A 25,549-nucleotide genomic window follows, 5' to 3' on the forward strand; every position below is an offset into this window, starting at 1 on the left:
GCTAGGCCAGGCCGATGAGGTCGAGGTACTCGGGGCTCCAGAGGTCCTCGGTGCCGTCGGGCATGATCAGCACGCGCTCGGGGTCGAGCGCCTCGACGGCGCCCTCGTCGTGGCTCACGAGGATGACGGCGCCCTCGTACGCGCCGAGCGCGCCGAGGATCTCCTCGCGGCTCGCGGGATCGAGGTTGTTCGTGGGCTCGTCGAGCAGCAGCAGGTTGGCGCTCGAGACGACGAGCATCGCGAGCGAGAGTCGGGTCTTCTCGCCGCCCGAGAGCACGCGCGCGGGCTTGTCGGCGTCGTCGCCCGTGAACAGGAACGAGCCGAGCACGCGGCGCGCTTCCGTCGAGGTGATCTCGGGCGACGCCGAGAGCATGTTCTGCAGCACCGAGCGCTCGACGTCGAGCGTCTCGTGCTCCTGCGCGTAATAGCCGACGCGCAGTCCGTGGCCGCGCTCGATCTCGCCCGTGTCGCTCTCGGACACGCCCGCGAGGATCCGCAGCAGCGTCGTCTTGCCCGCGCCGTTGAGGCCGAGGATGACGACCCGCGAGCCGCGGTCGACGGCGAGGTCGACGGCGGTGAAGATCTCGAGCGAGCCGTACGACTTCGACAGGTCGCGCGCCATGATCGGGGTCTTCCCCACCGGGGCCGGCTTCGGGAAGCGCAGCTTCGCCACCTTGTCGACCGCGCGCACGTCCTCGAGCCCGGAGCGCATCCGCTCTGCTCGCCTCGCCATCTGCTTCGACGCGACGGCCTTCGTCGCCTTCGCGCCCATCTTCGCCGCCTGCAGCTCGAGCTGCGTCGCCTGCTTCTCGACGTTCGCGCGCTCGCGCTTGCGACGCTCGGCGTCGGCCTCGCGCTGGCGCAGGTAGAGCTTCCACGACATGTTGTAGATGTCGATGACCTGGCGGTTCGCGTCGAGGTAGAAGACGCGGTTCACCGTCTCCTCGACGAGCTCGACGTCGTGGCTGATGACCATGAGGCCGCCGGAGTAGCCCTTCAGGAACTCGCGCAGCCACGTCACCGAGTCGGCGTCGAGGTGGTTCGTCGGCTCGTCGAGCAGCATCGTGTCGGCGCCCGAGAAGAGGATGCGCGCGAGCTCGATGCGGCGGCGCTGGCCGCCCGAGAGCGTCTCGAGCGGCTGGTCGAGGATGCGGTCGGGCAGCTGCAGGTTCGACGCGATCGCGGCGCCCTCGGCCTCTGCCGCGTAGCCGCCGAGCGCGAGGAAGCGGTCCTCGAGGCGGCCGTAGCGGCGCATCGCCTCGTCGGCGACCGAGCCGCCCTCGCCCATCTGCTCGGTCGCGAGGCGCATGCCCTCGACGAGCTCGCCGAGGCCGCGGGCGTCGAGGATGCGTCGGCGCGCGGTCTGCTTCGGGTCACCCGAGCGCGGGTCCTGCGGCAGGTAGCCGATCTCGCCCGAGCGCTCGATGCGGCCCGAGAAGGTGTGGCCGTCGCGGTCGTCGCTCACGCCCGCGAGCACCTTCGTCATGGTGGTCTTGCCGGCGCCGTTGCGGCCGACGAGGCCGATCTTGTCGCCCGCGTCGATGCGGAACGAGACGTCGCTCATGAGGGTGCGGGGGCCCACCGAGAGCTCGAAGCCTGACACGGCGATCATGCGCGCGGGAGCCTCTCTGGATGGGGGTGGGGGTGGGCCCGACGTGCGGACCAGCCCACCAGCCTACCAGCGACCGGTGCCCGGGCTCAGCGCCCGGCCTCAGCGCCCCGGCTCAGCGCCAGGGGCGCGCGAGCTCCCCGATCAGGTCGGTGAGCGCCGCCTGCAGCAGCGGTCCGAAGCTCACGCGGCGCGCGCCGCCCTCGCGCGTGGCGGCGAGGTCGCCGAGGAGCGAGCCGCGCACGGGGTGCGCCGTGACGTTGACCGGGAGCGAGACGCGCTCGAGGATCGCGCGGAGCGCCGCGCGATCCGTCGGCTTGACCGGGTAGAGGCAGCGCGCGCCGGCCCGCTCCATGAGCTCGCAGCGCGCGATCGCCTCGTCGAGCGGATCGCGACCGTGCAGCTCGGGGCGGGCGAACGCATCCGTGCGTGCATTGATGACGAGGTCGACGCCCGAGGCGTCCGCGGCGGCGCGCAGCCCCGCGATGTAGTCGGCGTGCTCCTGCGGCTCGCGCATGCGGCCCTCGGCGTGCACGGTGTCCTCGACGTTGAGCCCGACGGCTCCGGCCTCGAGCAGCCGCTCGATGAGCTCGGCGGGCTCCGCGCCGTAGCCCGACTCCATGTCGGCGCTCACGGGCACATCGACGGATGCGGTGATGCGCGTGATGCCCTCGAGCGCGTCGTCGAGGCTCATGCCCTCGTTGTCGCGCTGACCGCGCGACTCCGCGAGCGGGTGGCTGCCGATCGTGAGCGCCTCGAAGCCGGCGTCGACGAGGGTGCGGGCCGACCACGAGTCCCACGCGGTCGGGAGCACGACGAAGCCGTCGTGCATGGTGAGGAGGGCGGTGGCCTTGCCGGCGAGATCGCTCATGCCGGGATCCTACGAGCCGCGGCCCTATGGTGGTTCCATGACCGCTGTCGCTCTCCCGCTCCCCCGCCGCACCGTCCTCGCCGACGCGCTCGTCGGGCACCGCTCGCTCATCAAGGACGTCCTGCTCGTCGCCGCCGGCATCACCGTCGTCGCGGCGCTCGCGCAGCTCGAGATCCCGATGTGGCCCGTGCCCGTCACGGGGCAGACGCTCGGGGTCATGCTCGTCGCCGCGTCGCTCGGCTTCCGCCGCGGCGTCGCCGCGATGGTCGGCTACCTCGCGCTCGGCGTCGCCGGGGCGCCCATCTTCGCCGGCTTCACGGGCGGCCTGCTCGCGGTCGGCAAGCCGAGCTTCGGCTTCATCATCGGCTTCATCGCGACCGCGGCGGTCGTCGGCTGGCTCGCCGAGCGGCGCTGGGACCGCCGCCCGCTGCTCGCGATCGCGCTCTTCGGCCTCGCGAGCCTCATCCCTTTCGCCTTCGGCATCCCCTACATGGCGGCGGTGCTCGCGGCGATGGGCACGCCCGTCGGGCTCGCGGGCGCGCTGCAGCTCGGCTTCGTGCCGTTCATCGTCGGCGGCATCGTGAAGTGGGCGCTCGCGGCCGCGATCATGCCCGCCGCGTGGGCCGGCGCGCGCCGCATCGACCGCTCGATCGACTGACGACGACCGTCCCGGCTCGACGCCGCAGCGTCAGCGGTCGGCGCGCTCGACCCGCGGATCCGGCAGCAGCACCTCGACCGAGGGCTTCCGGCGCGCCCGGGCCCAGACGACGAAGCCCCACACGGTGAACCCGCCGTAGAAGGCGTACATCGCCGCCGTCGCCCAGTAGCCGGCCGAGAGCAGCAGCGGCACGCCGACGAGGTCGACGAGCACCCAGATGAGCCAGAACTCCGTCCAGCCGCGTGCCATCCCGTAGGTCGCGAGGAGCGAGCCGACGAAGGTCCAGGCGTCGGCCCACACGGGCTCGTAGGAGCCGAGCGCCGCGAAGAGCGGCGTGAGGGCGACCGTGCCGACGACGAGCACGACGGCGAGTCCGGTGCGCTGCCGCCACGTGGCCCAGCGCGGAACGATCTGCCCGTCGGCGGCGCGCGCCTTCCGCCAGCGCACCCAGCCGTAGACCGCGAGCGCGATGAACATCACCTGCCGGCCGGCCTGGCCGAGCAGCGTTGGCAGGGTGTGGGCCGGTTCGAGGATCGCGCCGAGGAAGACCGTGAGCAGCAGCACGTTGCCGACGATGCCCACGGGCCATGCCCAGACGCGCCGCAGCATGCCGCCCACGGCGCTCCCGAGCCCGAAGGCGTTCCCCACGACCTCGCGCAGCAGCAGCTCCTGCCCTCCGCCCACGGGGATCGTCGCGCCGTAGATCGCGGCGAGCCAATCGAGGTCCATCCCACGAGCGTAGGTCCGCGCGAGGCTCGCGCAGCGCGTAGCGTTGGAGGCATGACCGACACGCAGACCGCGCCCGACACCGACGACGAGGGCGATCGCGCGACGTTCGCCGCACTGGGCCTGCCGCCCGAGATCCTGCGCGCGCTCGACGACGTCGGCTACGAGACGCCCTCCGCGATCCAGGCCGAGACGATCCCGCTCCTGCTCGAGGGACGCGACATCATCGGCCTCGCCCAGACGGGCACGGGCAAGACGGCCGCCTTCGCGCTGCCGGTGCTCGCGGCGATCGACGTCGCCCGGCGCGAGCCGCAGGCGCTCGTGCTCACCCCGACGCGCGAGCTCGCTGTGCAGGTGTGCGAGGCATTCGAGCGCTACGCGGCGCATCTCGGCGGCGTGCACGTGCTGCCGATCTACGGCGGCCAGGGCTACGGCGTCCAGCTCTCCGCGCTGCGCCGCGGCGTGCACGTGGTCGTCGGCACCCCGGGCCGCATCATGGACCACCTCGCGAAGGGCACCCTCGACCTCTCGAGCCTCAGCCACGTCGTGCTCGACGAGGCCGACGAGATGCTCCGGATGGGCTTCGCCGAGGACGTGGACGAGATCCTCCAGCAGACGCCCGGGGAGAAGCAGGTGGCGCTCTTCTCGGCGACGATGCCGCGGCAGATCCGGGCGATCTCGCAGCAGCACCTGCGCGAGCCCGCCGAGGTCACGGTGCGCGCGAGCACGACGACGGCCCCGAGCATCACCCAGCGAGCGCTCATGGTCTCGTACCAGCAGAAGCTCGAGGCGCTCACGCGCGTGCTCGAGGTCGAGCCGTTCGAGGCGGCGATCGTCTTCACCCGCACGCGCAACGAGACCGAGACGGTCGCGGAGCGCCTGCGCGCGCGCGGCTACGCGGCGACCGCCATCTCGGGCGATGTGGCACAGCCGCAGCGCGAGAAGACGATCGATCAGCTCCGCTCTGGCGACCTCGACGTGCTCGTCGCGACCGATGTCGCCGCGCGCGGCCTCGACGTCGAGCGCATCAGCCACGTCATCAACTACGACCTGCCGATCGACACGGAGTCGTACGTGCACCGGATCGGCCGCACCGGCCGCGCGGGTCGCACGGGCGACGCGATCAGCTTCGTCACGCCGCGCGAGCGGCGGATGCTGAGCGCGATCGAGAAGGCGACGCGCGGCACGGTGGAGATCATGCCGATGCCGAGCGCGGGCGAGGTGAACGCCACGCGGCTCACGCGCTTCGACGACGCCATCACCGCCGCCCTCGGCGAGACGGAGCGCATCGAGCGCTTCCGCGAGATCATCGCGCACTACGTCGCGCACCACGACGCGCAGCAGGAGGACGTCGCAGCCGCGCTCGCCGTCGTCGCGCAGGGCGACACGCCGCTGCTGCTCGATGCGGAGGCGGACCGCGCGCTCCAGGCGCCCAAGGAGCGCGCCCGCGACCGCGATCGCGACGCGGGCGGCGACCGTCCCGAGCGCAGCTCGCGCCGCGGCCCGTCGGACGCGACGACCTACCGGCTCGCCGTGGGAAGCAAGCGCGGCGTTGAACCGCGGCAGATCGTCGGCGCGCTCGCGAACGAGGGCGGACTCGGCCGCGACGACTTCGGGCGCATCACCATTCGCTACGACTTCACGCTCGTCGAGCTGCCGGAGCTCTCCCCCGGTCAGCTCGAGCGGCTCTCGCAGACGCGCATCCTCGGCGTGCCGATCGACATCCGCGTCGACACCGGCCGTCGCGAGCGCGACGAGCGCGGTCCGCGCCGCGACGATCGGGCGCCCCGCCGGGAGCGCGACGAGCGGCCGCCGCGCAAGCCGCGCCACGGGCGCGATCGGTGACTCCGGAGGCCACCGCCGACCCCTCGCCCCGCAGGCGGGCGAGCCTCGAGGTGCTGCGCGCCGAGGCCGCGGACGAGCGCTCGGTGCTCGTCGAGGAGCGCTTGCGCTCCGGTGAGGACCCCTGGGACTTCATGTCGCAGCTGCCGAGCGTCGACGAGATCGTCGTGCTGCTCCTGCGATCCGAGCGGATCCTCCCGCCGCGCGCCGTGCGCCCCGGTCACGAGGTGAGCGACCGAGTACTCCGGCGCATCGTCGACGACTACCCGCAGCTCGCGCCGACCGTCTGGTCGATGCTCGAGCCGGCCGAGCCGGAGCGGGCGTGGGCGCCGCGCGTGCGGCGCGACGCCGCGTGACCACCCCCGCCGACCGCCCTCTGGAGGAATCTTCAACCGGATAGCCGGTGGGACGCGACACATATCGGCTCGCCCTACCGGCTACCCGGTTGAAGACCGCTCAACTGCCCCGGAGCGCGACGAGGCCCCAGATCGCTCGCTTCCGCTCGCGACGGCGCTCGGCCGGACGGTCCACAGGACCGTCCGCACGATCTGACCGGAGGTCAGATCGTGAAGCCGAGCGCCCTCATCATCTCGCGGCCGTCCTCGGTGATGCGCTCCGGGCCCCACGGCGGCATCCACACCCAGTTGATGCGGAACTGCTGCACGATGCCGTCGAGCTTCTCGGCGATCTCCGACTCGATGACGTCGGTGAGCGGGCAGCCCGCCGACGTGAGCGTCATCGAGATGACGAGCGCGTCCTGCTCGTCATCCCACGCGAGGTCGTAGACGAGGCCAAGGTCGACGATGTTGACGTCGAGCTCGGGGTCGACGACGTCCTTGAGCGCGTCGGTGACCGCGTCGAACTTCGCCGCGTCGATCTCGACGAGTGCCATCAGACGCCTGCCTTGAGGTAGCGGTCGTAGCCCTCCTCCTCGAGCCGGTCGGCGAGCTCGCGGCCGCCCTGCTCGGCGATCCGTCCGTTCACGAACACGTGCACGTGGTCGGGCTGGATGTAGCGGAGGATGCGGGTGTAGTGCGTGATGAGGAGCACGCCGAGGCCCGTCTCTCCCTTGATGCGGTTGACGCCCTCGGAGACGACGCGCAGCGCGTCGACGTCGAGGCCCGAGTCGGTCTCGTCGAGCACCGCGAAGCGCGGGCGGAGCAGCTCCATCTGGAGGATCTCGTGGCGCTTCTTCTCGCCGCCCGAGAAGCCCTCGTTGACGTTCCGCTCGCCGAACGACGAGTCCATGCGCAGCTTCTCCATGGCGCCGCGAACGTCGCCGATCCACTCGCGCACGCGCGGGGCCTCGCCCGAGATGGCGGTCTTCGCGGTGCGGAGGAAGTTCGAGACGGTCACGCCGGGGATCTCCACCGGGTACTGCATCGCGAGGAAGAGGCCCGCGCGAGCGCGCTCGTCGACGCTCATCTCGAGGACGTCCTCGCCGTCGAGCGTGATGGAGCCGCCGTCGACGGTGTAGCGGGGGTGGCCCGCGAGCGTGTACGCGAGGGTCGACTTGCCGGAGCCGTTCGGCCCCATGATCGCGTGGATCTCGTCGGAGTTGATGGTGAGATCGACTCCGCGGAGGATCTCCTTGCTGCCCTGCTCGGTCTCGATCGAGACACGCAGGTCCTTGATGTCCAGGACGCTCATCGCGCTTCCTTCCTTCGCGGCTGCCGCCGCGCTACAGCTTCACGGGGTTCTGGACGTCGACGAGCACGTCGTCGCCGTCGATGGTCACGGGGAAGACCGGCACCGGCTCGTAGGCCGGCAGGTTCTTCGGCTTGCCGGTGCGCAGCTCGAACTGCGAGCCGTGCGCCCAGCACTCGATGGCGTCGTCCTCGACGAAGCCCTCCGAGAGCGAGATCTCGCCGTGGGTGCAGGTGTCGCCGATCGCGTGGATCGCGCCGGCCGAGTCCTTGACGATCGCGATCGCGATGCCGTCGAGCTCGACCCGCACGGCCGCGCTCACGGCGACGTCATCCACGCCGCATGCTCGCTGGGCGGTCATGCCCCCGCCTTCGAGGCCGGAGCGAGGCCGGCACCGCGGCGGAGCTCCTCCTCGATCGCGTCGGCGAGCCGCTCCTCGATCTCGGGCACGCCGATCTTCTGGACGATCTCCATGAGGAAGCCGATCACGACGAGGCGACGGGCCTCCTCCTCCTCGATGCCGCGCGACTGCAGGTAGAAGAGCTGCTCGTCGTCGAAGCGGCCGGTCGCGGAGGCGTGGCCGGCACCGGCGATGTCGCCGGTCTGGATCTCGAGGTTCGGGATGCTGTCGGCTCGCGCGCCGTCGGTCAGCACGAGGTTCTGGTTCTTCTCGTAGCTGTCGGTACCCGTCGCGTCCTGCCCGATGAGCACGTCGCCGATCCACACCGAGCGCGCGCCCTCGCCCTGCAGCGCGCCCTTGTAGAGCACGTCGCCGCGGGTCTCGACGCCCTCGTGGAACATGAAGACCTGGCTCTCGATGTGCTGGCCGCTGTCGGAGAAGGACAAGCCGAACATCTCGCCCTCGGCGCGGTGGCCCGCGAGGCGCATCGACGGGTTGACCCGCACGACGCCGCCGCCGAACGAGACGACCATGTGCTTCAGGTACGCCCCGTCGCCGACGACCGCCTGGTGGGCCGACGCGTGCACCGCGTCGTCCTGCCAGTCCTGCACCGAGATGAGCGTGAGCCGCGCGCCCTCGCGCACGATGACCTCGACGTTCTGCGCGTAGCGCGCGGAGCCCGAGTGGTGCAGCACGATCGTGCCGACCGAGCCGGGCATCGCCTCGACGACGATGTGCGCGTTCGCGTGGCGGTCGGCGCCCGTGCCGTGGAGGCGGGCGATCACGGCCTCCTCCTGCACCTTCCCCTCGGGGAGGCGGATGTGCAGAGCGTTCTCGCAGCGCTTCCACGCGATCGCGCTCACGACGTCCTCGGGGCGGAAGATCTCGCCGCGCGGGGCGGCGTCGTGGCCGGTCGACTCGACGAGCATGCCGGCGGCCTCGAGCTCGGCGAGGCCGTACTCGATCGCGCGCTCGGCGCCCGTCTCGGTCTCCTCGTCGACCAGCAGCGGCGCGAGCCGCTTGAGGTCCGAGAGGCGCCAGTTGACCTCGCGGCCGGTCGGCGTGCCGAAGTCGGCCGGGTCGAACGAGGTCGGCCGCTCCGATCGGGTCTGGATCGGGACGAAGCGGTCCTCCGTCGCGAGGTGGGCGGGGGTGGTCTCAGTCGCGGTCATGTCAGCCGACGGATCCTTCCATGCTCATCTCGATGAGCTTGTTGAGCTCGAGCGCGTACTCCATCGGCAGCTCGCGGGAGATGGGCTCGATGAAGCCGCGCACGATCATCGCCATCGCCTCGGTCTCCTCGAGACCGCGCGACATCAGGTAGAACAGCTGCTCCTCGCTCACCTTCGACACCGTCGCCTCGTGGCCGAGGACGACGTCGTCGACGCGGATGTCGATGGCCGGGTAGGTGTCGGAGCGCGAGATCGTGTCGACGAGCAGGGCATCGCACACGACGCTGTTCGCCGAGTGGTGCGCGTTCGCGTCGACCCGCACCTCACCTCGGTAGCCCGAGCGGCCGCCGCCGCGCGCGATCGACTTCGAGACGATCGACGACGTCGTGTACGGCGCCATGTGGATCATCTTCGCGCCCGCGTCCTGGTGCTGGCCGGGGCCGGCGAACGCGACCGAGAGGGTCTCGCCCTTCGCGCGCTCCCCCACGAGGTAGATCGAGGGGTACTTCATCGTCACCTTGGAGCCGATGTTGCCGTCGATCCACTCCATCGTCGCGCCCTCCTCGGCGATGGCGCGCTTGGTGACGAGGTTGTAGACGTTGTTCGACCAGTTCTGGATCGTCGTGTAGCGAACCCGGGCGTTCTTCTTCACGACGATCTCGACCACGGCGGAGTGCAGCGAGTCGCTCGAGTAGATCGGCGCCGTGCAGCCCTCGATGTAGTGCACGTACGAGCCCTCGTCGGCGATGATGAGCGTGCGCTCGAACTGCCCCATGTTCTCCGTGTTGATGCGGAAGTAGGCCTGCAGCGGGATCTCGACGTGGACGCCCTTCGGCACGTAGACGAACGAGCCGCCCGACCACACCGCCGTGTTGAGCGCGGCGAACTTGTTGTCGCCCGTCGGGATCACGGTGCCGAAGTACTCCTCGAAGAACTCCGGGTGCTCCTTGAGCGCCGTGTCGGTGTCCATGAAGATGACGCCCTGCGCCTCCAGGTCCTCCTGGATCTGGTGGTAGACGACCTCCGACTCGTACTGCGCGGCGACGCCGGCGACGAGGCGCGAGCGCTCGGCCTCGGGGATGCCGAGCCGGTCGTAGGTGTTGCGGATCTCCTCGGGGAGGTCCTCCCACGTCTGCGCCTGGCGCTCGGTCGAGCGCACGAAGTACTTGATGCTGTCGAAGTCGATGCCGGAGATGTCGGCACCCCACGTCGGCATCGGCTTGCGCTCGAACAGCTGCAGCCCCTTGAGGCGGCGCTCGAGCATCCACTCTGACTCGTTCTTGAGCGCGGAGATCTCGCGCACGACTTGCTCGTTCAGACCACGCTTCGCCGTGGCTCCAGCCTCGTCGGAGTCGTGCCAGCCGAACTCGTACTGACCCAGGCTCTCGAGCTCGGGCCGGTCGATCAGGACATCGGACATCGCTCCCCCTTCCATCCACGGATTGCAACCCAGCGGTGCTCCTCGGCATTCCGCGCGACTCGCGAACCGCCGCGTTCGGCCATACTTGAAGGGCCGTCGCACACGCCTCGCCGAAGACCGGCGCAGGGGTTCGGAGCCGATGGGCTCCCCACGATCCTACCGCGAACGGCATGAGAGGTGCACTGTGCTGGAGCGCTCGCGCGGCCTGATGGCCGCCGCCTGGGCCACCCTGGTCTCGCAGATCGTCATCGTCGGCACGGGCGGCGCCGTGCGCCTGACGGGCTCGGGGCTCGGATGCACGACCTGGCCCAACTGCGAACCGGGCTCGTTCGTGCCCGTGCCCGAGCAGGGCATCCACGGGATCATCGAGTTCACGAACCGCGTCTGGGGCGCGGTCGTCGTGGCGATCGCCGTGGTCATGCTCGTGATGGCGATCCGCCGCCGCGTCGACCGCTCCATCGTGTGGCTCGCGGGACTCGTGCTCGGCCTGAGCGTCGCGCAGGCGCTCATCGGCGCCGTCGTCGTGTGGATGGAGCTGCGGCCCGACACCGTCGGCGTGCACTTCTTCCTCTCGGTCATCCTCGTCGCGCTCTCGGCGGTGCTGGTCTGGAAGGTCGTCGTCGGCCGCTCGGGCCCGCGCGTCGTGCCCCGCTGGCAGGCGGCGCTCGTGCACCTCATGACGTTCGTGCTCGTCGTGGTCGTGGTGGTGGGGGTGCTGACGACCGGCTCCGGTCCGCACGCGGGCGACGGGGGCGTGGCCCGGAACGGCCTGGACCCCGCGGTGATGCAGCACGTGCACGCCTGGCCCGGCTACGCGCTGCTCGCGCTCACCGTCGCCGTCGCGGCCGTCGCCTGGCGGCGCGGCCCGCGACTCCACCTGCGCTGGTCGCTCGCCATGCTCGGCGTCATCCTCGCCCAGGTCGTCGTCGGCGTCGTCCAGTCGCGCCTCGGCCTGCCGATCGCGCTCGTCGGCATCCACATGGTGCTCTCGGTCGTCTCGGCCGCGATCGGCGCCGCCGTGGTGCTCTCGCTCCGCCCGCCGCAGCCGACGGACGCGCAGACGACGCGCGCCGACGCATCCGCCGTCGTGCGCGCATGAGCGGCGACCGCCCGGTCGACGGCTCGCTCGGCGACGTGCAGCACGGCGCCAGGCTGGGGGTGCTCGACATCGGCTCGAACACCGTGCACCTGCTGCTCGTCGACATGCGACTCGGCGGCCGGCCGGTGCCGACGCGCTCGCACCGGCTGACGCTGCGGCTCATGCGCTACCTCGACGAGGACGGCGCGATCACCGACGAGGGCGTCGAGGCGCTGCTCGCCGCGATCCGCGAGTGCGTCACGATCGCGCGCGGCGAGCCGCTCGACGACTTCGTCGTGATGGCGACGAGCGCGCTGCGGGAGGCGGCGAACGGCGAGGCGGTCGTCGCGCGCATCGAGCGCGAGGCCGAGGTGACCCTCGACATCCTCTCGGGGCCCGACGAGGCGCGGCTGACGTTCCTCGCGGTGCGGCGCTGGTTCGGCTGGGCGGCCGGGCGCATCCTGCTGCTCGACATCGGCGGCGGCTCGCTCGAGATCGCCATGGGCGACGACGAGGAGCCGGCGATCGCGCTCTCGGTGCCGCTCGGCGCGGGGCGGTCGACGGTCGGCTTCTTCCGCTCCGACCCGCCGTCGCTCGCCGACCAGCGGGCGCTGCGCATCTACGCGAAGGCCGTGCTCGACGACGCGGTCGCACAGGTGCAGCCGTACGGGCGCCCCGACCACGTGATCGGGTCGTCGAAGACGATCCGCTCGCTCGCGCGGCTCGCGGGCAACGCGCTCCCCGGCGTCGGCGACGGCGACCGGGCCGTGCTGACGCGCCGCCAGCTCGACGACTGGGTGCCGCGCATCGCGCGCATGGATGCGGCGTCGCGCACGGCGCTGCCGGGCATCACGACCGACCGGACGTTCCAGATCGTCGCGGGCGGCATCGTGCTGTCGGAGGCCATGCGCGCGTTCCGCGTCAAGGAGCTCGACGTCAGCCCGTGGGCGCTCCGCGAGGGGCGCCTGCTGCAGATGCTCGACCGGGTCTGAGGCTTCGACGCGCTCGGCGCGCTGCGCGCGCGGAGCGGCGGACCCTGAGCCCGTCGAGGGGCTCGCACCGGCTGCGGGTCAGAAGGGCAGCAGCGGGTCGACGCCGACCGCGAGGAAGATGAGCGTCAGGTAGGTGTTCGAGGCGTGGAAGACGCGCATCGCGCGCACCTCCCGCTCGCCCTTGATCGCGCGGTGGTAGAGCCCGTGCGACTCCCCCACGAACCACGCGCCCGCGATGACCGCGACGCCCGAGTAGAGCCAGCCCATCCCGCCCACGGGGATGAGCAGCAGGGTGCACGCGAGCGAGGCCCACGCGTAGAGGATCACTTGGATGCCGACCATCGGCCGGCCGCGCACGACCGCGAGCATCGGCACGTCGGCCGCCTCGTAGTCGTCGCGGTACTTCATCGACAGCGGCCAGTAGTGCGCGGGGGTCCAGAGGAAGACGAGCGTGAAGAGGATCCACGCGGGCCAGTCGAGCGTGCCCGTCACGCCGGCCCAGCCGATGACGACCGGGAAGCAGCCGGCGATGCCGCCCCAGACGATGTTCTGCTCGGTGCGGCGCTTGAGCAGCATCGTGTAGACGAGCACGTAGAAGGCGATCGCGGCGACCGAGAGCGCTGCGGCGAGCCAGGTCGCGAAGAGGCCGAGCACGAGCGTCGAGACGACCGCGAGCGTCCACGCGAACACGCGCGCCTCGCGCACCGAGAGGGTGCCGGTCACGAGCGGCCGGTGCTGCGTGCGGTGCATGACGCGGTCGATGTCGCGATCGAGGATCATGTTGAACGCGTTCGCGCTCCCGGCGCTCAGGAAGCCGCCGACGAGGGTCGCGACGAGCGCTCCGAGCGGGGGCACGCCGCCGGCGGCGAGGAACATCGTCGGGAGGGCGGTGACGAGCAGCAGCTCGATCACGCGCGGCTTCGTCAGCGCGACGTACGCGCCCGCCTTGACCTTCAGGGTCGCCCGTCCGGGAGCCTCCGGCGCCGCGGGGGCCGAGACGCCTGACGAGGTCGCATTCGACATGCAGCGGGGTCCTGTTCGAGTGATCGGGAGCGGGCGAGGGCCAACGGCCACCCTATCTGACTCGCGACGTCACTCGCGGGAATCGCCCGGGACCCGCATGCGCTCGCTCACTATGCTGGGGAGGACGCCCACCGCCCGCATCGCCGCGGCTCCGCGCCGCCGGAAGAAGGAGCCGCCTTGGCATTCGAATGGACCACTGACGACCAGCGCGCCGTCGACACCGCCCGCCTGCTCGCGGCGGACGCCGTCGAGAAGGTCGGCAACGGCCACCCGGGCACGGCGATGAGCCTCGCGCCCGTCGCGCACCTGCTGTACCAGCACGTCATGGACCGCGATCCGGCCGACGACCGTTGGCTCGGTCGCGACCGCTTCATCCTCTCGGTGGGCCACTCGTCCCTCACGCAGTACGTGCAGCTCTACCTCACGGGCTCCGGCCTCGAGAAGAGCGACCTCGAGGCCCTTCGCACGTGGGGCTCCCTCACCCCGGGGCACCCGGAGTACCGCCACACGAAGGGCGTCGAGATCACGACCGGCCCGCTCGGCCAGGGCCTCGCATCCGCGGTCGGCTTCGCCTACGCGCAGCGCTTCGAGCGCGAGCTGCTCGACCCCGGGACGCCCGACGGCGAGAGCCCCTTCGACCACTACACCTACGTGATCGCCGGCGACGGCGACCTGCAGGAGGGCGTCACGAGCGAAGCCGGCTCGCTCGCGGGCCACCAGCAGCTCGGCCGCCTCATCGCGATCTACGACTCGAACGCGATCTCGATCGAGGACGACGTCGACATCGCCTTCAGCGAGGACGTGCGGGCGCGCTACGAGGCATACGGCTGGCAGGTGCTCGAGGTCGCGTGGCGGCAGGGCGACGCGCCGACGGCCGACGAGTACGTCGAGGACGTCGAGGCGCTGCACGCCGCGATCGAGGAGGCGAAGGCCGAGACGGGCAAGCCCTCCCTCATCATCCTCAAGACGATCATCGGGTGGCCCGCGCCGACGAAGCAGGGCACCGGCAAGGCGCACGGCGCGAAGCTCGGCGCCGACGAGATCGCGGCGGTCAAGGAGGTGCTCGGCTTCGACCCGGAGCGCTCCTTCCACGTCGACGACGCCGTGCTCGAGTACACGCGGCAGCACGCCGCGCAGCGCGCCGAGCACGCGCGCGACGCGTGGCAGCGCCGCTTCGACCTGTGGGCGAGCGCCAACCCCGAGCGCAAGGCGCTGCTCGACCGGCTGCTCTCCGGAAGCCTGCCGGACGGCATCGAGGATGCGCTGCCCACGTTCGAGGCGGGCACCGAGGTCTCGACCCGGGCCGCGTCGGGCAAGGTGCTCAACGCCCTCGCGGACGTGCTGCCCGAGCTGTGGGGCGGCTCCGCCGACCTCGCGGAGTCGAACAACACGACGCTCGAGGGCAAGGGCTCGTTCGCGCCCGCCGAGCGCTCGACGACGTCGTGGCCCGAGGCATCGCCCCGCGGCCGCACGATGCACTTCGGCATCCGCGAGCACGCGATGGCCGCGATCCTCAACGGCATCGCGCTGCACGGCCCGACGCGCGCGTACGGCGGCACGTTCCTGATCTTCAGCGACTACCAGCGCCCGGCGCTGCGGCTCGCGGCGCTCATGGGGGTGCACCCCATCCACGTCTGGACGCACGACTCCGTCGCGCTCGGCGAGGACGGCCCGACGCACCAGCCGATCGAGCAGCTCGCGACGCTCCGCGCGATCCCGGGCTTCGAGGTCGTGCGCCCCTCCGACGCGAACGAGACGGCGTGGGCGTGGAAGACGGTCCTGGAGCGGCGCGACCAGCCGGTCGGCATCGCCCTCACCCGCCAGAACATCCCGGTGCTCGAGCGCGGCGACGGCGAGGCGACCGAGGAGACCCTCGCGCACGCGTCGAACGTGGCGAAGGGCGCGTACGTGCTCGTCGAGGCGGCGGGCGGCTCCCCCGACGTCATCCTCATCGCGACCGGCTCCGAGGTGCAGCTCGCCCTCCAGGCGCGCGAGCAGCTGCAGGCCGACGGCGTCGCCGCCCGCGTGGTGGCAGCCCCGTCGCTCGAGTGGTTCGCCGAGCAGCCCGACGAGTACCGCGAGTCGGTGCTGCCGGCCGCGGTGCGCGCGCGCGTCTCGGTCGAGGCCGGCTCGCCGCTCACGTGGCACCCGATCGTCGGCGACGCAGGTCGCTCGGTCGCGATCGACCACTTCGGCGCGAGCGCCGACTGGAAGACCCTGTTCCGCGAGTTCGGCATCACGGCGGAGGCCGTGGTCGAGGCCGCTCGCGCATCCATCGAAGCGGCCCGCTGAGCGGGCCGGCAGGAGGCAAGGACATGAACGAGAACACCCGGGCGCTCTCCGAGGCGGGCGTCAGCATCTGGCTCGACGACCTCTCGCGGCAGCGCATCGAGAGCGGCACGCTCGCCGCGCTCATCACCGAGCGCGACGTCGTCGGCGTCACGACGAACCCGACGATCTTCGCGAACGCGATCGCCCAGGGCGAGTCGTACGAGGCGGCGATCCACGAGCTCGCGGCGGACGGCGCGAGCGTCGACGAGGTCATCACGGCGCTCACGACCCGTGACGTCGCCGACGCGTGCGACCTCTTCGCCGACCTCTACGCATCCACCGACGGCTTCGACGGGCGCGTGTCGATCGAGGTCGACCCCGGCCACGCGCGTGACACCGAGGCCACCGTCGCGCAAGCGGCCGAGCTGCACCGCCTCGTCGGTCGCGAGAACGTGCTCATCAAGATCCCCGCGACGCAGCAGGGCCTCGAGGCGATCGCCGCGACGATCGCGGCGGGCATCAGCGTCAACGTCACGCTCATCTTCTCGCTCGAGCGCTACCGCGACGTCATCAACGCCTACCTCACGGGGCTCGAGCGCGCGCAGCAGGCGGGGCTCGACCTGTCGAAGATCCACTCGGTCGCGTCGTTCTTCGTCTCGCGCGTCGACTCCGAGATCGACAAGCGGCTCGAGGCGATCGGCACCGACGAGGCGCTCGCGCTCAAGAGCAAGGCCGGCCTCGCGAACGCCCACCTCGCCTACCGCGTCTGGCAGGAGTCGTTCGACTCCGAGCGCGCGAAGGCGCTGCTCGACGCGGGTGCGAACACGCAGCGGCCGCTGTGGGCGTCGACGGGCGTCAAGGACCCGTCGCTGCCCGACACGCTCTACGTGACCGAGCTCGTCGCTCCGCACACGGTCAACACGATGCCGGAGAAGACGCTCGAGGCGCTCGCCGACCACGGGCGCATCGAGGGCGACCGGGTCTCGGGCCGCGGTGACGAGGCGGATGCGGTGCTCGAGTCGCTCGAGCGCGTGGGCGTCTCCTACACCGAGGTCGTCGAGCTGCTCGAGACCGAGGGCCTCGAGAAGTTCGACGCGTCGTGGGCCGAGCTCGTCGAGACCGTGCGCGGCCACCTCGAGCAGGCGGGAGCGGAGGCATGACGTTCACGATCACCGCCTCGGGCGCCGCGGCGGAGGCGATCGAGCGGGTCGTGCCGCAGCTCGTCGTCGACGGCGTCGCCGGGAGGCTCGTCTCGGGCGACGCGACGCTGTGGGGCGAAGCGGCCGAGCCCGAGGCCTCCGTGCGGCTCGGCTGGGTCGACGCCGCGGCGTCGACCGCAGGGCTCGTCGACGACATCGAGGCGCTGCGCAAGCAGCTTCGGCAGCGCGGCGTCGACCGCATCGCGCTCGCCGGCATGGGCGGCTCGTCGCTCGCACCCGAGGTCATCACGCGCACCGCGGGCGTGCACCTCACGGTGCTCGACTCGACCGAGCCGGGCCAAGTGCGCCGAGCGCTGCGCGACGGGCTCGCGCGCACGGCGCTCGTCGTCTCGTCGAAGTCGGGCTCGACGCTCGAGACCGACAGCCAGCGCCGCGCCTTCGAGCAGGCGTACCGCGATGCGGGCATCGACCCGGTCGAGCGCATCGTCGTCGTGACCGATCCGGGCTCGCCGCTCGACCAGGATGCGCGTCGCGCTGGCTATCGCGTGTTCAACGCCGACCCGAACGTGGGCGGCCGCTACTCGGCGCTCACCGCCTTCGGCATCGTGCCCTCGGGCCTCGCGGGCGTCGACGTGCGCTCGCTGCTCGAGGAGGCGATCGCGGCGCTGCCCGAGATCACCGAGGACGCCGACGACAACCCGGGGCTCCGGCTCGCCGCCGCGATCGCGGGCACGCGGCCGCTGCGCGACAAGCTCGCGTTCGTCGCCGACGGCACCCACATCGTCGGCCTCGGCGACTGGGCCGAGCAGCTCATCGCCGAGTCGACGGGCAAGGACGGCGTCGGGATCCTGCCGGTCGTGCTCGAGAAGCACGCCCCAGAGCTCTCCGCCGACCTGCCGGACCTGCAGGTCGTGCGCCTCGTCGGCTCCGCGCGCGAGGCGCAGCACGTCGAGCCGGGCGAGATCGAGGTCGCCGGCACGCTCGGCGCGCAGTTCCTCGTCTGGGAGTTCGCGACCGCCGTCGCCGGCAGGCTGCTCGGCATCAACCCGTTCGACCAGCCCGACGTCGAGTCGGCGAAGGTCGCCGCGCGCGGACTGCTCGACGCGCTCGAGCCGCCCGCGGCCGCCGAGCACGTCGACGCGGGGATCGAGCTGCGCGGCACCGCCGGCGTCGTGCACGGCTCGCTCGAGGCCTCCGTCGACGCCCTGCTCGCCCAGCTCACGGGCGAGGGCTACCTCGCGATCCACGCGTACCTCGACCGCATCGGGCAGCCGCGCTTCGAGCGCTTGCGCGAGGCGTTCGCCGCGCGCACCGGCCGACCCGTCACCTTCGGCTGGGGCCCGCGCTTCCTGCACTCGACGGGGCAGTACCACAAGGGCGGCACGCCGAACGGGGTGTTCCTGCAGCTGCTCGGCCAGCCGCACGAGGACCTCGAGATCCCTGGCCGCTCGTTCACGTTCGGGCAGCTGCTGCAGGCGCAGGCGTCGGGCGACGCGAGCGTGCTCGCCGAGCACGGCAGGCCCGTGCTCACGCTCACGCTCGACGACCTCGACGAGGGGCTCGACCGGCTCCTCGCGGCCGCTCGGCGATGACCGTGGTGCCGGCTCCGGCCGTCACGATCGCGGCGGGCCGGAACCCGCTGCGCGACCCGTCCGACCAGCGCCTCACGCGCATCCCGGGTCCGAACGCGATGACCTTCTTCGGCGTCACGGGCGACCTCGCGCGGAAGAAGCTGCTGCCGGCGGTCTACGACCTCGCGAACCGCGGCCTGCTGCCGCCGGGCTTCGGCCTCGTCGGCTTCGGCCGTCGCGGCTGGGACGACGAGGGCTTCGCGCGCATGGTGCGCGAGTCGGTGCAGCAGCACGCGCGCACGGCCTTCCGGGAGTCGGTGTGGCGGCAGCTCGCCGAGGGCATCCGCTTCGTGCAGGGCGACTTCGACGACGACGCGGCCTTCGACCGGCTCGCCGAGGTGCTCGCCGAGCTCGACCGCACGCGCGGCACGATGGGCAACCACGCCTTCTACCTGTCGATCCCGCCGAACGCGTTCCCGGTCGTCACGCAGCAGCTCAAGCGCTCCGGCCTCGCCGAGGGCGAGGGCGACCGCTGGCGACGCGTGGTGATCGAGAAGCCGTTCGGGCACGACCTCGAGTCGGCGCGCGAGCTCAACCAGGTCGTCGAGTCGGTGTTCCCGGCCGACAGCGTCTTCCGGATCGACCACTACCTCGGCAAGGAGACGGTGCAGAACATCCTCGCGCTGCGCTTCGCGAACGCGCTGTGGGAGCCGATCTGGAACGCCAACCACATCGACCACGTGCAGATCACGATGGCCGAGGACATCGGCGTCGGCGGCCGGGCCGGGTACTACGACGGCATCGGCGCAGCGCGCGACGTCATCCAGAACCACTTGCTGCAGCTCTTCGCGCTCACCGCGATGGAGGAGCCCGTCTCGTTCGACGCCGCCGACCTGCGGGTCGAGAAGGAGAAGGTGCTGCGCGCCGCGCGCGTGCCGCTCCCCCTCGAGCACTCGAGCGCACGCGGGCAGTACGACGCCGGCTGGCACGGCGGCACGCACGTGAAGGGCTTCCTCGAGGAGGACGGCATGCGGGCCGACTCGGCGACCGAGACCTACGCGGCGATCAAGCTCGAGGTCGACACCCGGCGCTGGTCGGGCGTGCCCTTCTACCTCCGCGCGGGCAAGCGCCTCGGCCGCCGCGTCACCGAGATCGCGATCGTCTTCAAGCGCGCCTCGCAGTACCTCTTCGAGGAGTCGGACATCCGCACGATGAGCGAGAACGCGCTCGTCATCCGCGTGCAGCCCGACGAGGGCGTCTCGATGCGCTTCGGCTCGAAGGTGCCGGGGCACGGGATGCACGTGCGCGACGTCACGATGGACTTCGGCTACGGCCATGCCTTCACCGAGGAGAGCCCAGAGGCCTACGAGCGCCTCATCCTCGACGTGCTGCTCGGCGATCCGCCGCTCTTCCCCCGGCACGAGGAGGTCGAGCTCTCCTGGAAGATCCTCGACCCGATCGAGGAGCACTGGGAGGCGCAGGGCGGCCCGGTCGACCAGTACGAGCCCGGCTCGTGGGGACCGCGGAGCGCGCACGAGCTGCTCGCCCGCGACGGACGGCACTGGAGGCGACCGTGATCATCCGACTCTCCCGCACCACGACCGCCGAGGTGCAGCGGCGGATGCTCGAGATCCGCGAGGAGGGCGGCGTCGTCGCCCTCGGTCGCGTGCTCACACTCGTCATCCACACGCAGATCGGCGGCGAGGAGGAGGCGATCCGCGCCGCGAACCAGGCCTCGCGCGAGCACCCGATGCGGGTCATCGTCGTCTCCCGCAACCCCGACCACGTGAACGCCGACGAGGAGCCGCGGCTCGACGCCGAGCTGCGCGTCGGTGCCGACGCCGGCGCGAGCGAGGTCGTGCTGCTGCAGTGCTACGGCGAGCTCGGCTCCCACTTGCTCGGCATCGTGCAGGGACTGCTGCTGCCGGATGCACCGGTCGTCGCGTGGTGGCCGAGCTTCATGCCAGAGACCCCCTCGGCGTCGCAGCTCGGGCAGATCTCCCAGCGCCGCATCACCGACTCGGGCAAGCAGCCTGACCCGCACGCCGCGATCATGACGCTCGCCGGCTGCTACCAGCCCGGCGACACCGACCTCGCGTGGACTCGGCTGACGAACTGGCGCGCGCACCTCGCGGCGCTCCTCGACCAGCCGCCCTTCGAGCCGGTCCACGGGGGCGTCGTCTCCGGCGACCTCACGAACCCGAGCGTGCACCTCATGGCGGCGTGGCTGCAGCTGCGGCTGCGAGTGCCGATCGACAAGGTCGAGGCCGGCGACACGCCGACCGGCTCGAGCGGGCTCCACGCCGTCGAGCTGCACCGCTCGAGCGGCGACTCGTCGCTCACGCGCGTGCGCGACTCCGTCGGCATCCTCCGCCAGCCCGGCCAGCCCGAGCACCACGTCGCACTCTCGACGCGCGGCCTCGAGGACCAGCTCGCCGAGGAGCTGCGGAAGCTCGCGCCCGACGACATGTACCGCCAGGTGCTCGCATCGACTCTCGAGGAGGCAGCGTGAAGCCCGTCATCCACGCCGATCGAGCGGCGCTCGTCGCGACCGTCGCCGACGCGATCGAGTCCCTCATCGCGGAGCTCGCCGAGCGGCAGGGCCGCGCGACGATCGCGCTCACCGGCGGCTCGGTCGGCACCGAGCTGCTCGCCGCGCTCGCCGATCGCCCGATCGACTGGCAGCGCCTCGTGCTCACCTGGAGCGACGAGCGCTTCGTCGAGGCAGGCTCGAGCGATCGCAATGCGACGCAGGCGCGCGAGGCGCTCATCGACCGCGTCGCGATCCCGAGCACGAGCGTGCACGAGCTCCCGGCGGCCGACGACGGTTCGCTCGACGCCGCGGCAGAGGCCGCGACCGCGATGCTGCGCGAGCTCGGCCCCATCGACCTGACGCTGCTCGGAATGGGACCCGACGCGCACGTCGCGTCGCTCTTCCCCGGGCTGCCGGGCGTGCACGTCGGCGGGTCCGCCGTGATCGCGGTGCGCGACTCCCCCAAGCCGCCGCCCGAGCGCTTGAGCTTCACGCTCGAGGCGATCAACGCATCCGACCGGGTCTGGCTCGTGGTCGCGGGCGCCGACAAGGCGGATGCGGCGGCCCGCGTGCTCGGCGGAGCCGACCTCGCCGAGGCGCCCGCGGTGGGCGTCGCGGGGCGGCTCGAGACGCTCATGCACCTCGACGCCGAGGCCGCCGCGCAGCTCTAGCGGCTGAGTGGCGCCCGCGGCAGCCCCCCTCACCTGCGGGAGGCGCCACTCACCTGCGGCGGGCGGCGGCGCGAGAGCGGCCGCCCTGCTGAGCAGGACGGCCGCTGGGGTCTCGGTGCGCCTTCGGCGCGGCTCGATCAGAGCGTCAGCCGCGGCCCTCGGCGGAGCGGAGCTTCTGGAGCGCCTCCTCGAGCAGCTCGGCTGCCTCCTCCGGCGTGCGGCGCTCCTTCACGTAGGCGAGGTGCGTCTTGTACGGCTCGTTCTTGGCGACCTGGGGCGGGCTGGCCTTGTCGCGGCCGGCCGGGAGCCCGGTCGACGGCGAGTCGATGACCTCGGGGATCTCGTCCTCGGGGAGGTCGGCCGCGAAGTAGCGGACCGTCTCGTTGCCCATCGCGTCCCAGTAGGAGACCGCCACGCGCTCGGCGTGGAAGCCCCGGTCCTGCTCGCCCATGGGGCCCGCGCCGACGCGCGAGCCACGGATCGCACTGCCTCCGGAAGCCATCAGATGCCTGCAAACTTGGTGATCAGGCCGAGCACGACGATGGATGCGACCCACGTCAGGCTGACGGCGACGGTGATGGTGTTGAGGTTGCGCTCCGCGACGCCCGACGAACCGAGCGACGAGCCGACCCCGCCGCCGAACATGTCGGACAGGCCGCCGCCGCGGCCCTTGTGCAGCAGGATGAACAGCGTCAGCAGCACGGATGTGACGCCGAGGATCACCTGCATGATGATCTGGAGAATCTCCACTAGCCCTCTTTCCGGTTTCGCGGCCCGGGCGTCGCCCGTCCACGAGAAGTCCAACGAGCATCCTACCGCAGGGATTCCCGCGGCGGACGGGCGACGCGACGGCGTCAGGTGCCGACGTGGTGCTGGAAGCGCGCGATCGCCGCGAACTCGGCCGCGTCGAGGCTCGCACCGCCGACGAGCGCGCCGTCGACATCGGGCTCGCGCATGAAGCCGGCGATGTTGCCCGACTTCACGCTGCCGCCGTAGAGGATGCGCGTGCTCGCGGCCGCCTCGTCGCCGCGGACCTCGGCGATCGCCTGCCGGAGTGCGTGCGCGACCTGCTGCGCCTGGTCGGCCGTCGCCGCCTTGCCCGAGCCGATCGCCCAGACCGGCTCGTACGCGACGACGATGTCGCCGGTCGCGGGCAGCTCGGCGAGCGCTTCGCGCAGCTGCTGCACCGGCACCGCCGAGGCGCCGTGCTGCTCGAGGTCGGCCTCCGTCTCGCCGACGCAGATGATCGGCGTCACGCCGTGGCGGATCGCCGCTGCCGCCTTGCGGCCGACGAGCGCGGAGCTCTCGCCGTGGTCCTGGCGGCGCTCGGAGTGCCCGACGATCGCGTAGGAGCACTCGAGCTTCGCGAGCATGGATGCGGCGACCTCGCCCGTGTGCGCGCCCGAGTCGTGCTCGGAGACGTCCTGGGCGCCGAAGCGCAGCTCGAACTTCTCCGCCGACACGAGCGTCTGCACGCTGCGCAGGTCGGTGAACGGCGGGAAGACCGCGACCTCGACCGCGGCGTGGTCGTGCCTCGCGTCCTGCAGCGTCCATGCCAGCTTCTGCACGAGCGCGATCGCCTGCAGGTGATCGTTGTGCAGCTTCCAGTTGCCCGCGATGAGCGGCGTGCGGTTCACCATCCGAGGACCTCCAGTCCAGGCAGTCGGGATCCCTCGAGGAACTCGAGGCTCGCGCCGCCACCGGTCGAGATGTGGCCGAACGCGTCGTCGTCGAAGCCGAGCTGCCGCACCGCGGCGGCGGAGTCGCCGCCGCCGACGACCGCGAGGCCGTCGGTCTCCGTGAGAGCGTGCGCGACCGCCTTCGTGCCGGCCGCGAACGCATCCATCTCGAACACGCCCATCGGCCCGTTCCAGAACACCGTGCGCGAGCCGCGGATCGCCTCCGCGAAGGCCGCAGCCGTGTCGGGGCCGATGTCGAGACCGATGCCCGAGCCCCCGAAGCGCGACGACTCGATCGCGTCGGCGGCGACCGTCTCGTGCTCGGCGTCGGCGTCGAAGCGCTCGGCGACGACCACGTCGGTCGGCAGCAGCAGCTCGACGCCGCGCTGCTCGGCGTCGGCGATGTAGCCGCGCACGCGCTCGACCTGATCCTGCTCGAGGAGGCTCGAGGCGACTCCGAGCCCCTTCGCGGCGAGGAAGGTGAAGAGCATGCCGCCGCCGATGAGCAAGCGGTCGACGCGCGGCAGCAAGTGCTCGATGACGCCGAGCTTGTCGCTCACCTTCGAGCCGCCGAGCACGACCGCATAGGGGCGCTCGGGCGATTCGGTGAGGCGAGAGAGCACCTCGAGCTCGCGCTGCACGAGCAGGCCGGCGGCGCTCGGGAGCGCTTGCGCGATCTCGAACACGCTCGCCTGCTCTCGGTGCACGACCCCGAAGCCGTCGGAGACGAAGGCGTCGGCGCCCGCGGCGAGCTCCGCCGCGAACGTCGCCCGCTCGGTCGCGTCCTTGCTCGTCTCGCGCGGGTCGAACCGCAGGTTCTCGAGCAGCGCGAGCTGCCCGTCCTCGAGCGCGATGCGCACGCGGTGCGCGTCCTCCCCCACCGTGTCGGCGGCGAAGGCGAGCTCCGCACCCAGCAGCTCGCCGAGCCGCTCGGCGACCGGCGCGAGCGAGTACTGCGGGTCGGGCTCGCCCTTCGGCCGGCCGAGGTGCGACATCGCCACCACCTTCGCGCCCTGCTCGAGCAGGGCGCGAAGGGTGGGCAGCGACGCGACGATGCGGCCCTCGTCGGCGATCCGACCGTCCGCGAGCGGCACGTTGAAGTCGCACCGGATGAGGACGGTCCTGCCGGCCAGGTCGCCGAGCGAGTCGAGCGTGCGCAGGGTCATCAGAGCTGCGAGCCCACGTGCTCGGCGAGGTCGACGAGGCGGCAGGAGTAGCCCCACTCGTTGTCGTACCACGCGGAGACCTTGACCTGGTCGCCGATCACGCGCGTGAGGCCGGAGTCGAAGATCGACGAGAACGAGTTGCCGACGATGTCGGCCGACACGATCGGGTCCTCGGTGTACTGGAGGTAGCCCTTGAGCGGGCCCGACTCCGCGGCCGCGCGGTAGGCGGCGTTGATCTCGTCCACCGTGAGCCCGTCGCGCGTCGTGATCGTGAGGTCGGTGATCGAGCCGGTCGGCGTCGGCACGCGCAGGGCGTAGCCGTCCAGGATGCCCTTGAGCTCGGGGATGACGAGGCCGATCGCCTTCGCCGCGCCCGTGCTCGTCGGGATGATCGAGAGCGCCGCGGCTCGCGCGCGCCGCAGGTCGCTGTGGGGACCGTCCTGCAGGTTCTGGTCGGCGGTGTAGGCGTGCACCGTCGTCATGAGGCCGCGCTCGATGCCGAAGGTGTCGTGGAAGACCTTCGCGAGCGGGGCGAGGCAGTTCGTCGTGCACGAGGCGTTCGAGATGACGTGGTCGGTCTCGGGGTTGTAGTCCTCGTGGTTGATGCCCATCACGAACGTCGGGGCGGGGCCCTTCGCGGGCGCGGAGAGGATGACCTTCTTCGCGCCGGCGGCGATGTGGGCGGATGCGTCCTCGACCTTGGTGAAGCGGCCGGTCGACTCGATGACGACGTCGATGTCGAGCTCGCCCCACGGGAGCTTCGACGGGTCCTTCTCCTCCAGCACGCGCAGCTGGTCGCCGCCGACCGTGATCGTGCCTTCGTCGAAGGTGACGGGAGCATCGATCGGTCCGGCGACGGAGTCGTACTTGAGGAGGTGGGCGAGGGTCTTGTTGTCGGTGAGATCGTTGACCGCGACGATGTCGATGTCAGCGCCCTGGGCAAGCGCTGCACGGACGAAGTTGCGGCCGATCCGGCCGAAGCCGTTGATGGCGACCTTCAGTGTCATGGTTTGGGGTTCCTGCCTGTCGGGTGGAGGGACCCCGGGCACGTGCCCGGGGT

General features: G+C 71.8%; 25 protein-coding genes. 11 read left to right on the forward strand and 14 right to left on the reverse strand.

Features of this window, described 5'->3' with window-relative positions; genetic code table 11:
* Window position 1 precedes the first annotated feature (1 nt).
* Window positions 2–1,612, reverse strand: coding sequence for an ABC-F family ATP-binding cassette domain-containing protein (locus tag ACP7BI_RS10830; RefSeq protein ID WP_425846090.1), 1,611 nt, complete (start codon window positions 1,610–1,612; stop codon window positions 2–4).
* A 112-nt stretch (window positions 1,613–1,724) separates the two neighbouring features.
* Entirely contained in the window at window positions 1,725–2,480 is a 756-nt protein-coding gene (locus ACP7BI_RS10835; protein ID WP_425846092.1) for an isocitrate lyase/PEP mutase family protein, read from the reverse strand.
* Between the two features lie 37 nt (window positions 2,481–2,517).
* Between ACP7BI_RS10835 and ACP7BI_RS10840 the strand changes: the two genes are divergently transcribed.
* Window positions 2,518–3,138 carry a biotin transporter BioY gene (locus ACP7BI_RS10840; protein WP_425846095.1) on the forward strand — a complete coding sequence of 207 codons (621 nt, stop codon included), beginning with the start codon at window positions 2,518–2,520 and terminating at the stop codon, window positions 3,136–3,138.
* A 30-nt stretch (window positions 3,139–3,168) separates the two neighbouring features.
* On the opposite strand, the gene pnuC is transcribed toward ACP7BI_RS10840, so the two are convergent.
* Window positions 3,169–3,867 carry a nicotinamide riboside transporter PnuC gene (pnuC, locus tag ACP7BI_RS10845; protein WP_425846097.1) on the reverse strand — a complete coding sequence of 233 codons (699 nt, stop codon included), beginning with the start codon at window positions 3,865–3,867 and terminating at the stop codon, window positions 3,169–3,171.
* Between the two features lie 51 nt (window positions 3,868–3,918).
* Between pnuC and ACP7BI_RS10850 the strand changes: the two genes are divergently transcribed.
* Together ACP7BI_RS10850 and ACP7BI_RS10855 are read left to right on the forward strand one after the other, a co-directional pair.
* Window positions 3,919–5,709 carry a DEAD/DEAH box helicase gene (locus tag ACP7BI_RS10850; protein WP_425846099.1) on the forward strand — a complete coding sequence of 597 codons (1,791 nt, stop codon included), beginning with the start codon at window positions 3,919–3,921 and terminating at the stop codon, window positions 5,707–5,709.
* Entirely contained in the window at window positions 5,706–6,062 is a 357-nt protein-coding gene (locus tag ACP7BI_RS10855; RefSeq protein ID WP_425846102.1) for a tryptophan synthase subunit alpha, read from the forward strand. Before ACP7BI_RS10850 ends, ACP7BI_RS10855 begins: the two co-directional genes overlap by 4 nt.
* Window positions 6,063–6,265: 203 nt before the next feature.
* On the opposite strand, the gene ACP7BI_RS10860 is transcribed toward ACP7BI_RS10855, so the two are convergent.
* From ACP7BI_RS10860 to sufB, 5 genes are read right to left on the reverse strand one after another with little or no spacing between them, the layout of a single operon-like run.
* On the reverse strand, window positions 6,266–6,598 hold the full coding sequence (locus tag ACP7BI_RS10860) for a metal-sulfur cluster assembly factor (protein WP_211449163.1): 333 nt from the start codon (window positions 6,596–6,598) through the stop codon (window positions 6,266–6,268).
* On the reverse strand, window positions 6,598–7,356 hold the full coding sequence (gene sufC, locus ACP7BI_RS10865) for a Fe-S cluster assembly ATPase SufC (RefSeq protein ID WP_211449161.1): 759 nt from the start codon (window positions 7,354–7,356) through the stop codon (window positions 6,598–6,600). Before sufC ends, ACP7BI_RS10860 begins: the two co-directional genes overlap by 1 nt.
* 31 nt (window positions 7,357–7,387) lie before the next feature.
* On the reverse strand, window positions 7,388–7,714 hold the full coding sequence (locus ACP7BI_RS10870; RefSeq protein ID WP_211449159.1) for a non-heme iron oxygenase ferredoxin subunit: 327 nt from the start codon (window positions 7,712–7,714) through the stop codon (window positions 7,388–7,390).
* Window positions 7,711–8,925: a Fe-S cluster assembly protein SufD gene (gene sufD, locus ACP7BI_RS10875; protein ID WP_425846107.1), complete on the reverse strand. Its 1,215-nt coding sequence runs from the start codon at window positions 8,923–8,925 to the stop codon at window positions 7,711–7,713. The genes ACP7BI_RS10870 and sufD overlap by 4 nt, the downstream gene beginning before the upstream one ends.
* A 1-nt stretch (window position 8,926) precedes the next feature.
* Window positions 8,927–10,345 carry a Fe-S cluster assembly protein SufB gene (gene sufB, locus ACP7BI_RS10880; RefSeq protein ID WP_425846109.1) on the reverse strand — a complete coding sequence of 473 codons (1,419 nt, stop codon included), beginning with the start codon at window positions 10,343–10,345 and terminating at the stop codon, window positions 8,927–8,929.
* Window positions 10,346–10,529: 184 nt separating this feature from the next.
* Here sufB and ACP7BI_RS10885 point away from each other — a divergent pair, with 184 nt between their 5' ends.
* Window positions 10,530–11,444: a COX15/CtaA family protein gene (locus ACP7BI_RS10885; protein ID WP_425846111.1), complete on the forward strand. Its 915-nt coding sequence runs from the start codon at window positions 10,530–10,532 to the stop codon at window positions 11,442–11,444.
* Window positions 11,441–12,415: a Ppx/GppA phosphatase family protein gene (locus ACP7BI_RS10890; protein WP_425846113.1), complete on the forward strand. Its 975-nt coding sequence runs from the start codon at window positions 11,441–11,443 to the stop codon at window positions 12,413–12,415. The genes ACP7BI_RS10885 and ACP7BI_RS10890 overlap by 4 nt, the downstream gene beginning before the upstream one ends.
* A 78-nt stretch (window positions 12,416–12,493) precedes the next feature.
* Here ACP7BI_RS10890 and ACP7BI_RS10895 read toward each other — a convergent pair whose 3' ends face one another.
* Window positions 12,494–13,438 (reverse strand): heme o synthase, encoded by a 945-nt coding sequence (locus ACP7BI_RS10895; RefSeq protein WP_425846115.1) that lies wholly within the window; start codon window positions 13,436–13,438, stop codon window positions 12,494–12,496.
* Window positions 13,439–13,615: 177 nt separating this feature from the next.
* On the opposite strand from ACP7BI_RS10895, the gene tkt reads away from it, so the two are divergent.
* The 6 genes from tkt to pgl are packed head-to-tail and all read left to right on the forward strand — an operon-like array spanning window position 13,616 to window position 21,644.
* Window positions 13,616–15,730, forward strand: coding sequence for a transketolase (tkt, locus tag ACP7BI_RS10900; protein WP_425846118.1), 2,115 nt, complete (start codon window positions 13,616–13,618; stop codon window positions 15,728–15,730).
* A gap of 23 nt (window positions 15,731–15,753) precedes the next feature.
* Window positions 15,754–16,869, forward strand: a complete 1,116-nt coding sequence (gene tal / locus ACP7BI_RS10905; protein WP_425846121.1) for a transaldolase — start codon at window positions 15,754–15,756, stop codon at window positions 16,867–16,869.
* The gene (locus tag ACP7BI_RS10910) at window positions 16,866–18,461 is read left to right on the forward strand and encodes a glucose-6-phosphate isomerase (RefSeq protein WP_425846122.1); all 1,596 of its coding nucleotides are present in this window, start codon (window positions 16,866–16,868) and stop codon (window positions 18,459–18,461) included. The genes tal and ACP7BI_RS10910 overlap by 4 nt, the downstream gene beginning before the upstream one ends.
* The gene (zwf, locus tag ACP7BI_RS10915; RefSeq protein WP_425846125.1) at window positions 18,458–20,017 is read left to right on the forward strand and encodes a glucose-6-phosphate dehydrogenase; all 1,560 of its coding nucleotides are present in this window, start codon (window positions 18,458–18,460) and stop codon (window positions 20,015–20,017) included. Before ACP7BI_RS10910 ends, zwf begins: the two co-directional genes overlap by 4 nt.
* Window positions 20,014–20,952, forward strand: coding sequence for a glucose-6-phosphate dehydrogenase assembly protein OpcA (locus ACP7BI_RS10920; RefSeq protein ID WP_211449141.1), 939 nt, complete (start codon window positions 20,014–20,016; stop codon window positions 20,950–20,952). Before zwf ends, ACP7BI_RS10920 begins: the two co-directional genes overlap by 4 nt.
* Entirely contained in the window at window positions 20,949–21,644 is a 696-nt protein-coding gene (gene pgl, locus ACP7BI_RS10925) for a 6-phosphogluconolactonase (protein WP_425846127.1), read from the forward strand. The genes ACP7BI_RS10920 and pgl overlap by 4 nt, the downstream gene beginning before the upstream one ends.
* A 145-nt stretch (window positions 21,645–21,789) precedes the next feature.
* Here pgl and ACP7BI_RS10930 read toward each other — a convergent pair whose 3' ends face one another.
* The 5 genes from ACP7BI_RS10930 to gap form a co-directional block, all read right to left on the reverse strand.
* A complete protein-coding gene (locus ACP7BI_RS10930; RefSeq protein ID WP_211449137.1) occupies window positions 21,790–22,146 on the reverse strand; it encodes an RNA polymerase-binding protein RbpA in 357 nt (118 codons plus the stop codon).
* Entirely contained in the window at window positions 22,146–22,394 is a 249-nt protein-coding gene (gene secG / locus ACP7BI_RS10935; protein ID WP_021009476.1) for a preprotein translocase subunit SecG, read from the reverse strand. Before secG ends, ACP7BI_RS10930 begins: the two co-directional genes overlap by 1 nt.
* A gap of 104 nt (window positions 22,395–22,498) precedes the next feature.
* Window positions 22,499–23,284 (reverse strand): triose-phosphate isomerase, encoded by a 786-nt coding sequence (tpiA, locus tag ACP7BI_RS10940; RefSeq protein ID WP_425846130.1) that lies wholly within the window; start codon window positions 23,282–23,284, stop codon window positions 22,499–22,501.
* Window positions 23,278–24,489, reverse strand: coding sequence for a phosphoglycerate kinase (locus tag ACP7BI_RS10945; protein WP_425846132.1), 1,212 nt, complete (start codon window positions 24,487–24,489; stop codon window positions 23,278–23,280). Before ACP7BI_RS10945 ends, tpiA begins: the two co-directional genes overlap by 7 nt.
* A complete protein-coding gene (gene gap / locus ACP7BI_RS10950) occupies window positions 24,489–25,496 on the reverse strand; it encodes a type I glyceraldehyde-3-phosphate dehydrogenase (RefSeq protein WP_425846135.1) in 1,008 nt (335 codons plus the stop codon). Before gap ends, ACP7BI_RS10945 begins: the two co-directional genes overlap by 1 nt.
* Between the last annotated feature and the right edge of the window lie 53 nt (window positions 25,497–25,549).

It is taken from the genome of Agrococcus sp. TSP3-2-1, assembly GCF_049897585.1.
In the GTDB taxonomy this organism is placed as follows: Bacteria; Actinomycetota; Actinomycetes; order Actinomycetales; family Microbacteriaceae; genus Agrococcus.

What these genes read in the sequence shown, in the direction of transcription:
- ACP7BI_RS10830 (WP_425846090.1), bottom strand. Translation starts at nt 1,612, where the DNA reads ATGATCGCCGTGTCAGGCTTCGAGCTCTCGGTGGGCCCCCGCACCCTC.
- ACP7BI_RS10835 (WP_425846092.1), bottom strand. Translation starts at nt 2,480, where the DNA reads ATGAGCGATCTCGCCGGCAAGGCCACCGCCCTCCTCACCATGCACGAC.
- ACP7BI_RS10840 (WP_425846095.1), top strand. Translation starts at nt 2,518, where the DNA reads ATGACCGCTGTCGCTCTCCCGCTCCCCCGCCGCACCGTCCTCGCCGAC.
- pnuC (WP_425846097.1), bottom strand. Translation starts at nt 3,867, where the DNA reads ATGGACCTCGATTGGCTCGCCGCGATCTACGGCGCGACGATCCCCGTG.
- ACP7BI_RS10850 (WP_425846099.1), top strand. Translation starts at nt 3,919, where the DNA reads ATGACCGACACGCAGACCGCGCCCGACACCGACGACGAGGGCGATCGC.
- ACP7BI_RS10860 (WP_211449163.1), bottom strand. Translation starts at nt 6,598, where the DNA reads ATGGCACTCGTCGAGATCGACGCGGCGAAGTTCGACGCGGTCACCGAC.
- sufC (WP_211449161.1), bottom strand. Translation starts at nt 7,356, where the DNA reads ATGAGCGTCCTGGACATCAAGGACCTGCGTGTCTCGATCGAGACCGAG.
- ACP7BI_RS10870 (WP_211449159.1), bottom strand. Translation starts at nt 7,714, where the DNA reads ATGACCGCCCAGCGAGCATGCGGCGTGGATGACGTCGCCGTGAGCGCG.
- sufD (WP_425846107.1), bottom strand. Translation starts at nt 8,925, where the DNA reads ATGACCGCGACTGAGACCACCCCCGCCCACCTCGCGACGGAGGACCGC.
- sufB (WP_425846109.1), bottom strand. Translation starts at nt 10,345, where the DNA reads ATGTCCGATGTCCTGATCGACCGGCCCGAGCTCGAGAGCCTGGGTCAG.
- ACP7BI_RS10890 (WP_425846113.1), top strand. Translation starts at nt 11,441, where the DNA reads ATGAGCGGCGACCGCCCGGTCGACGGCTCGCTCGGCGACGTGCAGCAC.
- ACP7BI_RS10895 (WP_425846115.1), bottom strand. Translation starts at nt 13,438, where the DNA reads ATGTCGAATGCGACCTCGTCAGGCGTCTCGGCCCCCGCGGCGCCGGAG.
- tal (WP_425846121.1), top strand. Translation starts at nt 15,754, where the DNA reads ATGAACGAGAACACCCGGGCGCTCTCCGAGGCGGGCGTCAGCATCTGG.
- ACP7BI_RS10910 (WP_425846122.1), top strand. Translation starts at nt 16,866, where the DNA reads ATGACGTTCACGATCACCGCCTCGGGCGCCGCGGCGGAGGCGATCGAG.
- zwf (WP_425846125.1), top strand. Translation starts at nt 18,458, where the DNA reads ATGACCGTGGTGCCGGCTCCGGCCGTCACGATCGCGGCGGGCCGGAAC.
- ACP7BI_RS10930 (WP_211449137.1), bottom strand. Translation starts at nt 22,146, where the DNA reads ATGGCTTCCGGAGGCAGTGCGATCCGTGGCTCGCGCGTCGGCGCGGGC.
- tpiA (WP_425846130.1), bottom strand. Translation starts at nt 23,284, where the DNA reads ATGGTGAACCGCACGCCGCTCATCGCGGGCAACTGGAAGCTGCACAAC.
- ACP7BI_RS10945 (WP_425846132.1), bottom strand. Translation starts at nt 24,489, where the DNA reads ATGACCCTGCGCACGCTCGACTCGCTCGGCGACCTGGCCGGCAGGACC.
- gap (WP_425846135.1), bottom strand. Translation starts at nt 25,496, where the DNA reads ATGACACTGAAGGTCGCCATCAACGGCTTCGGCCGGATCGGCCGCAAC.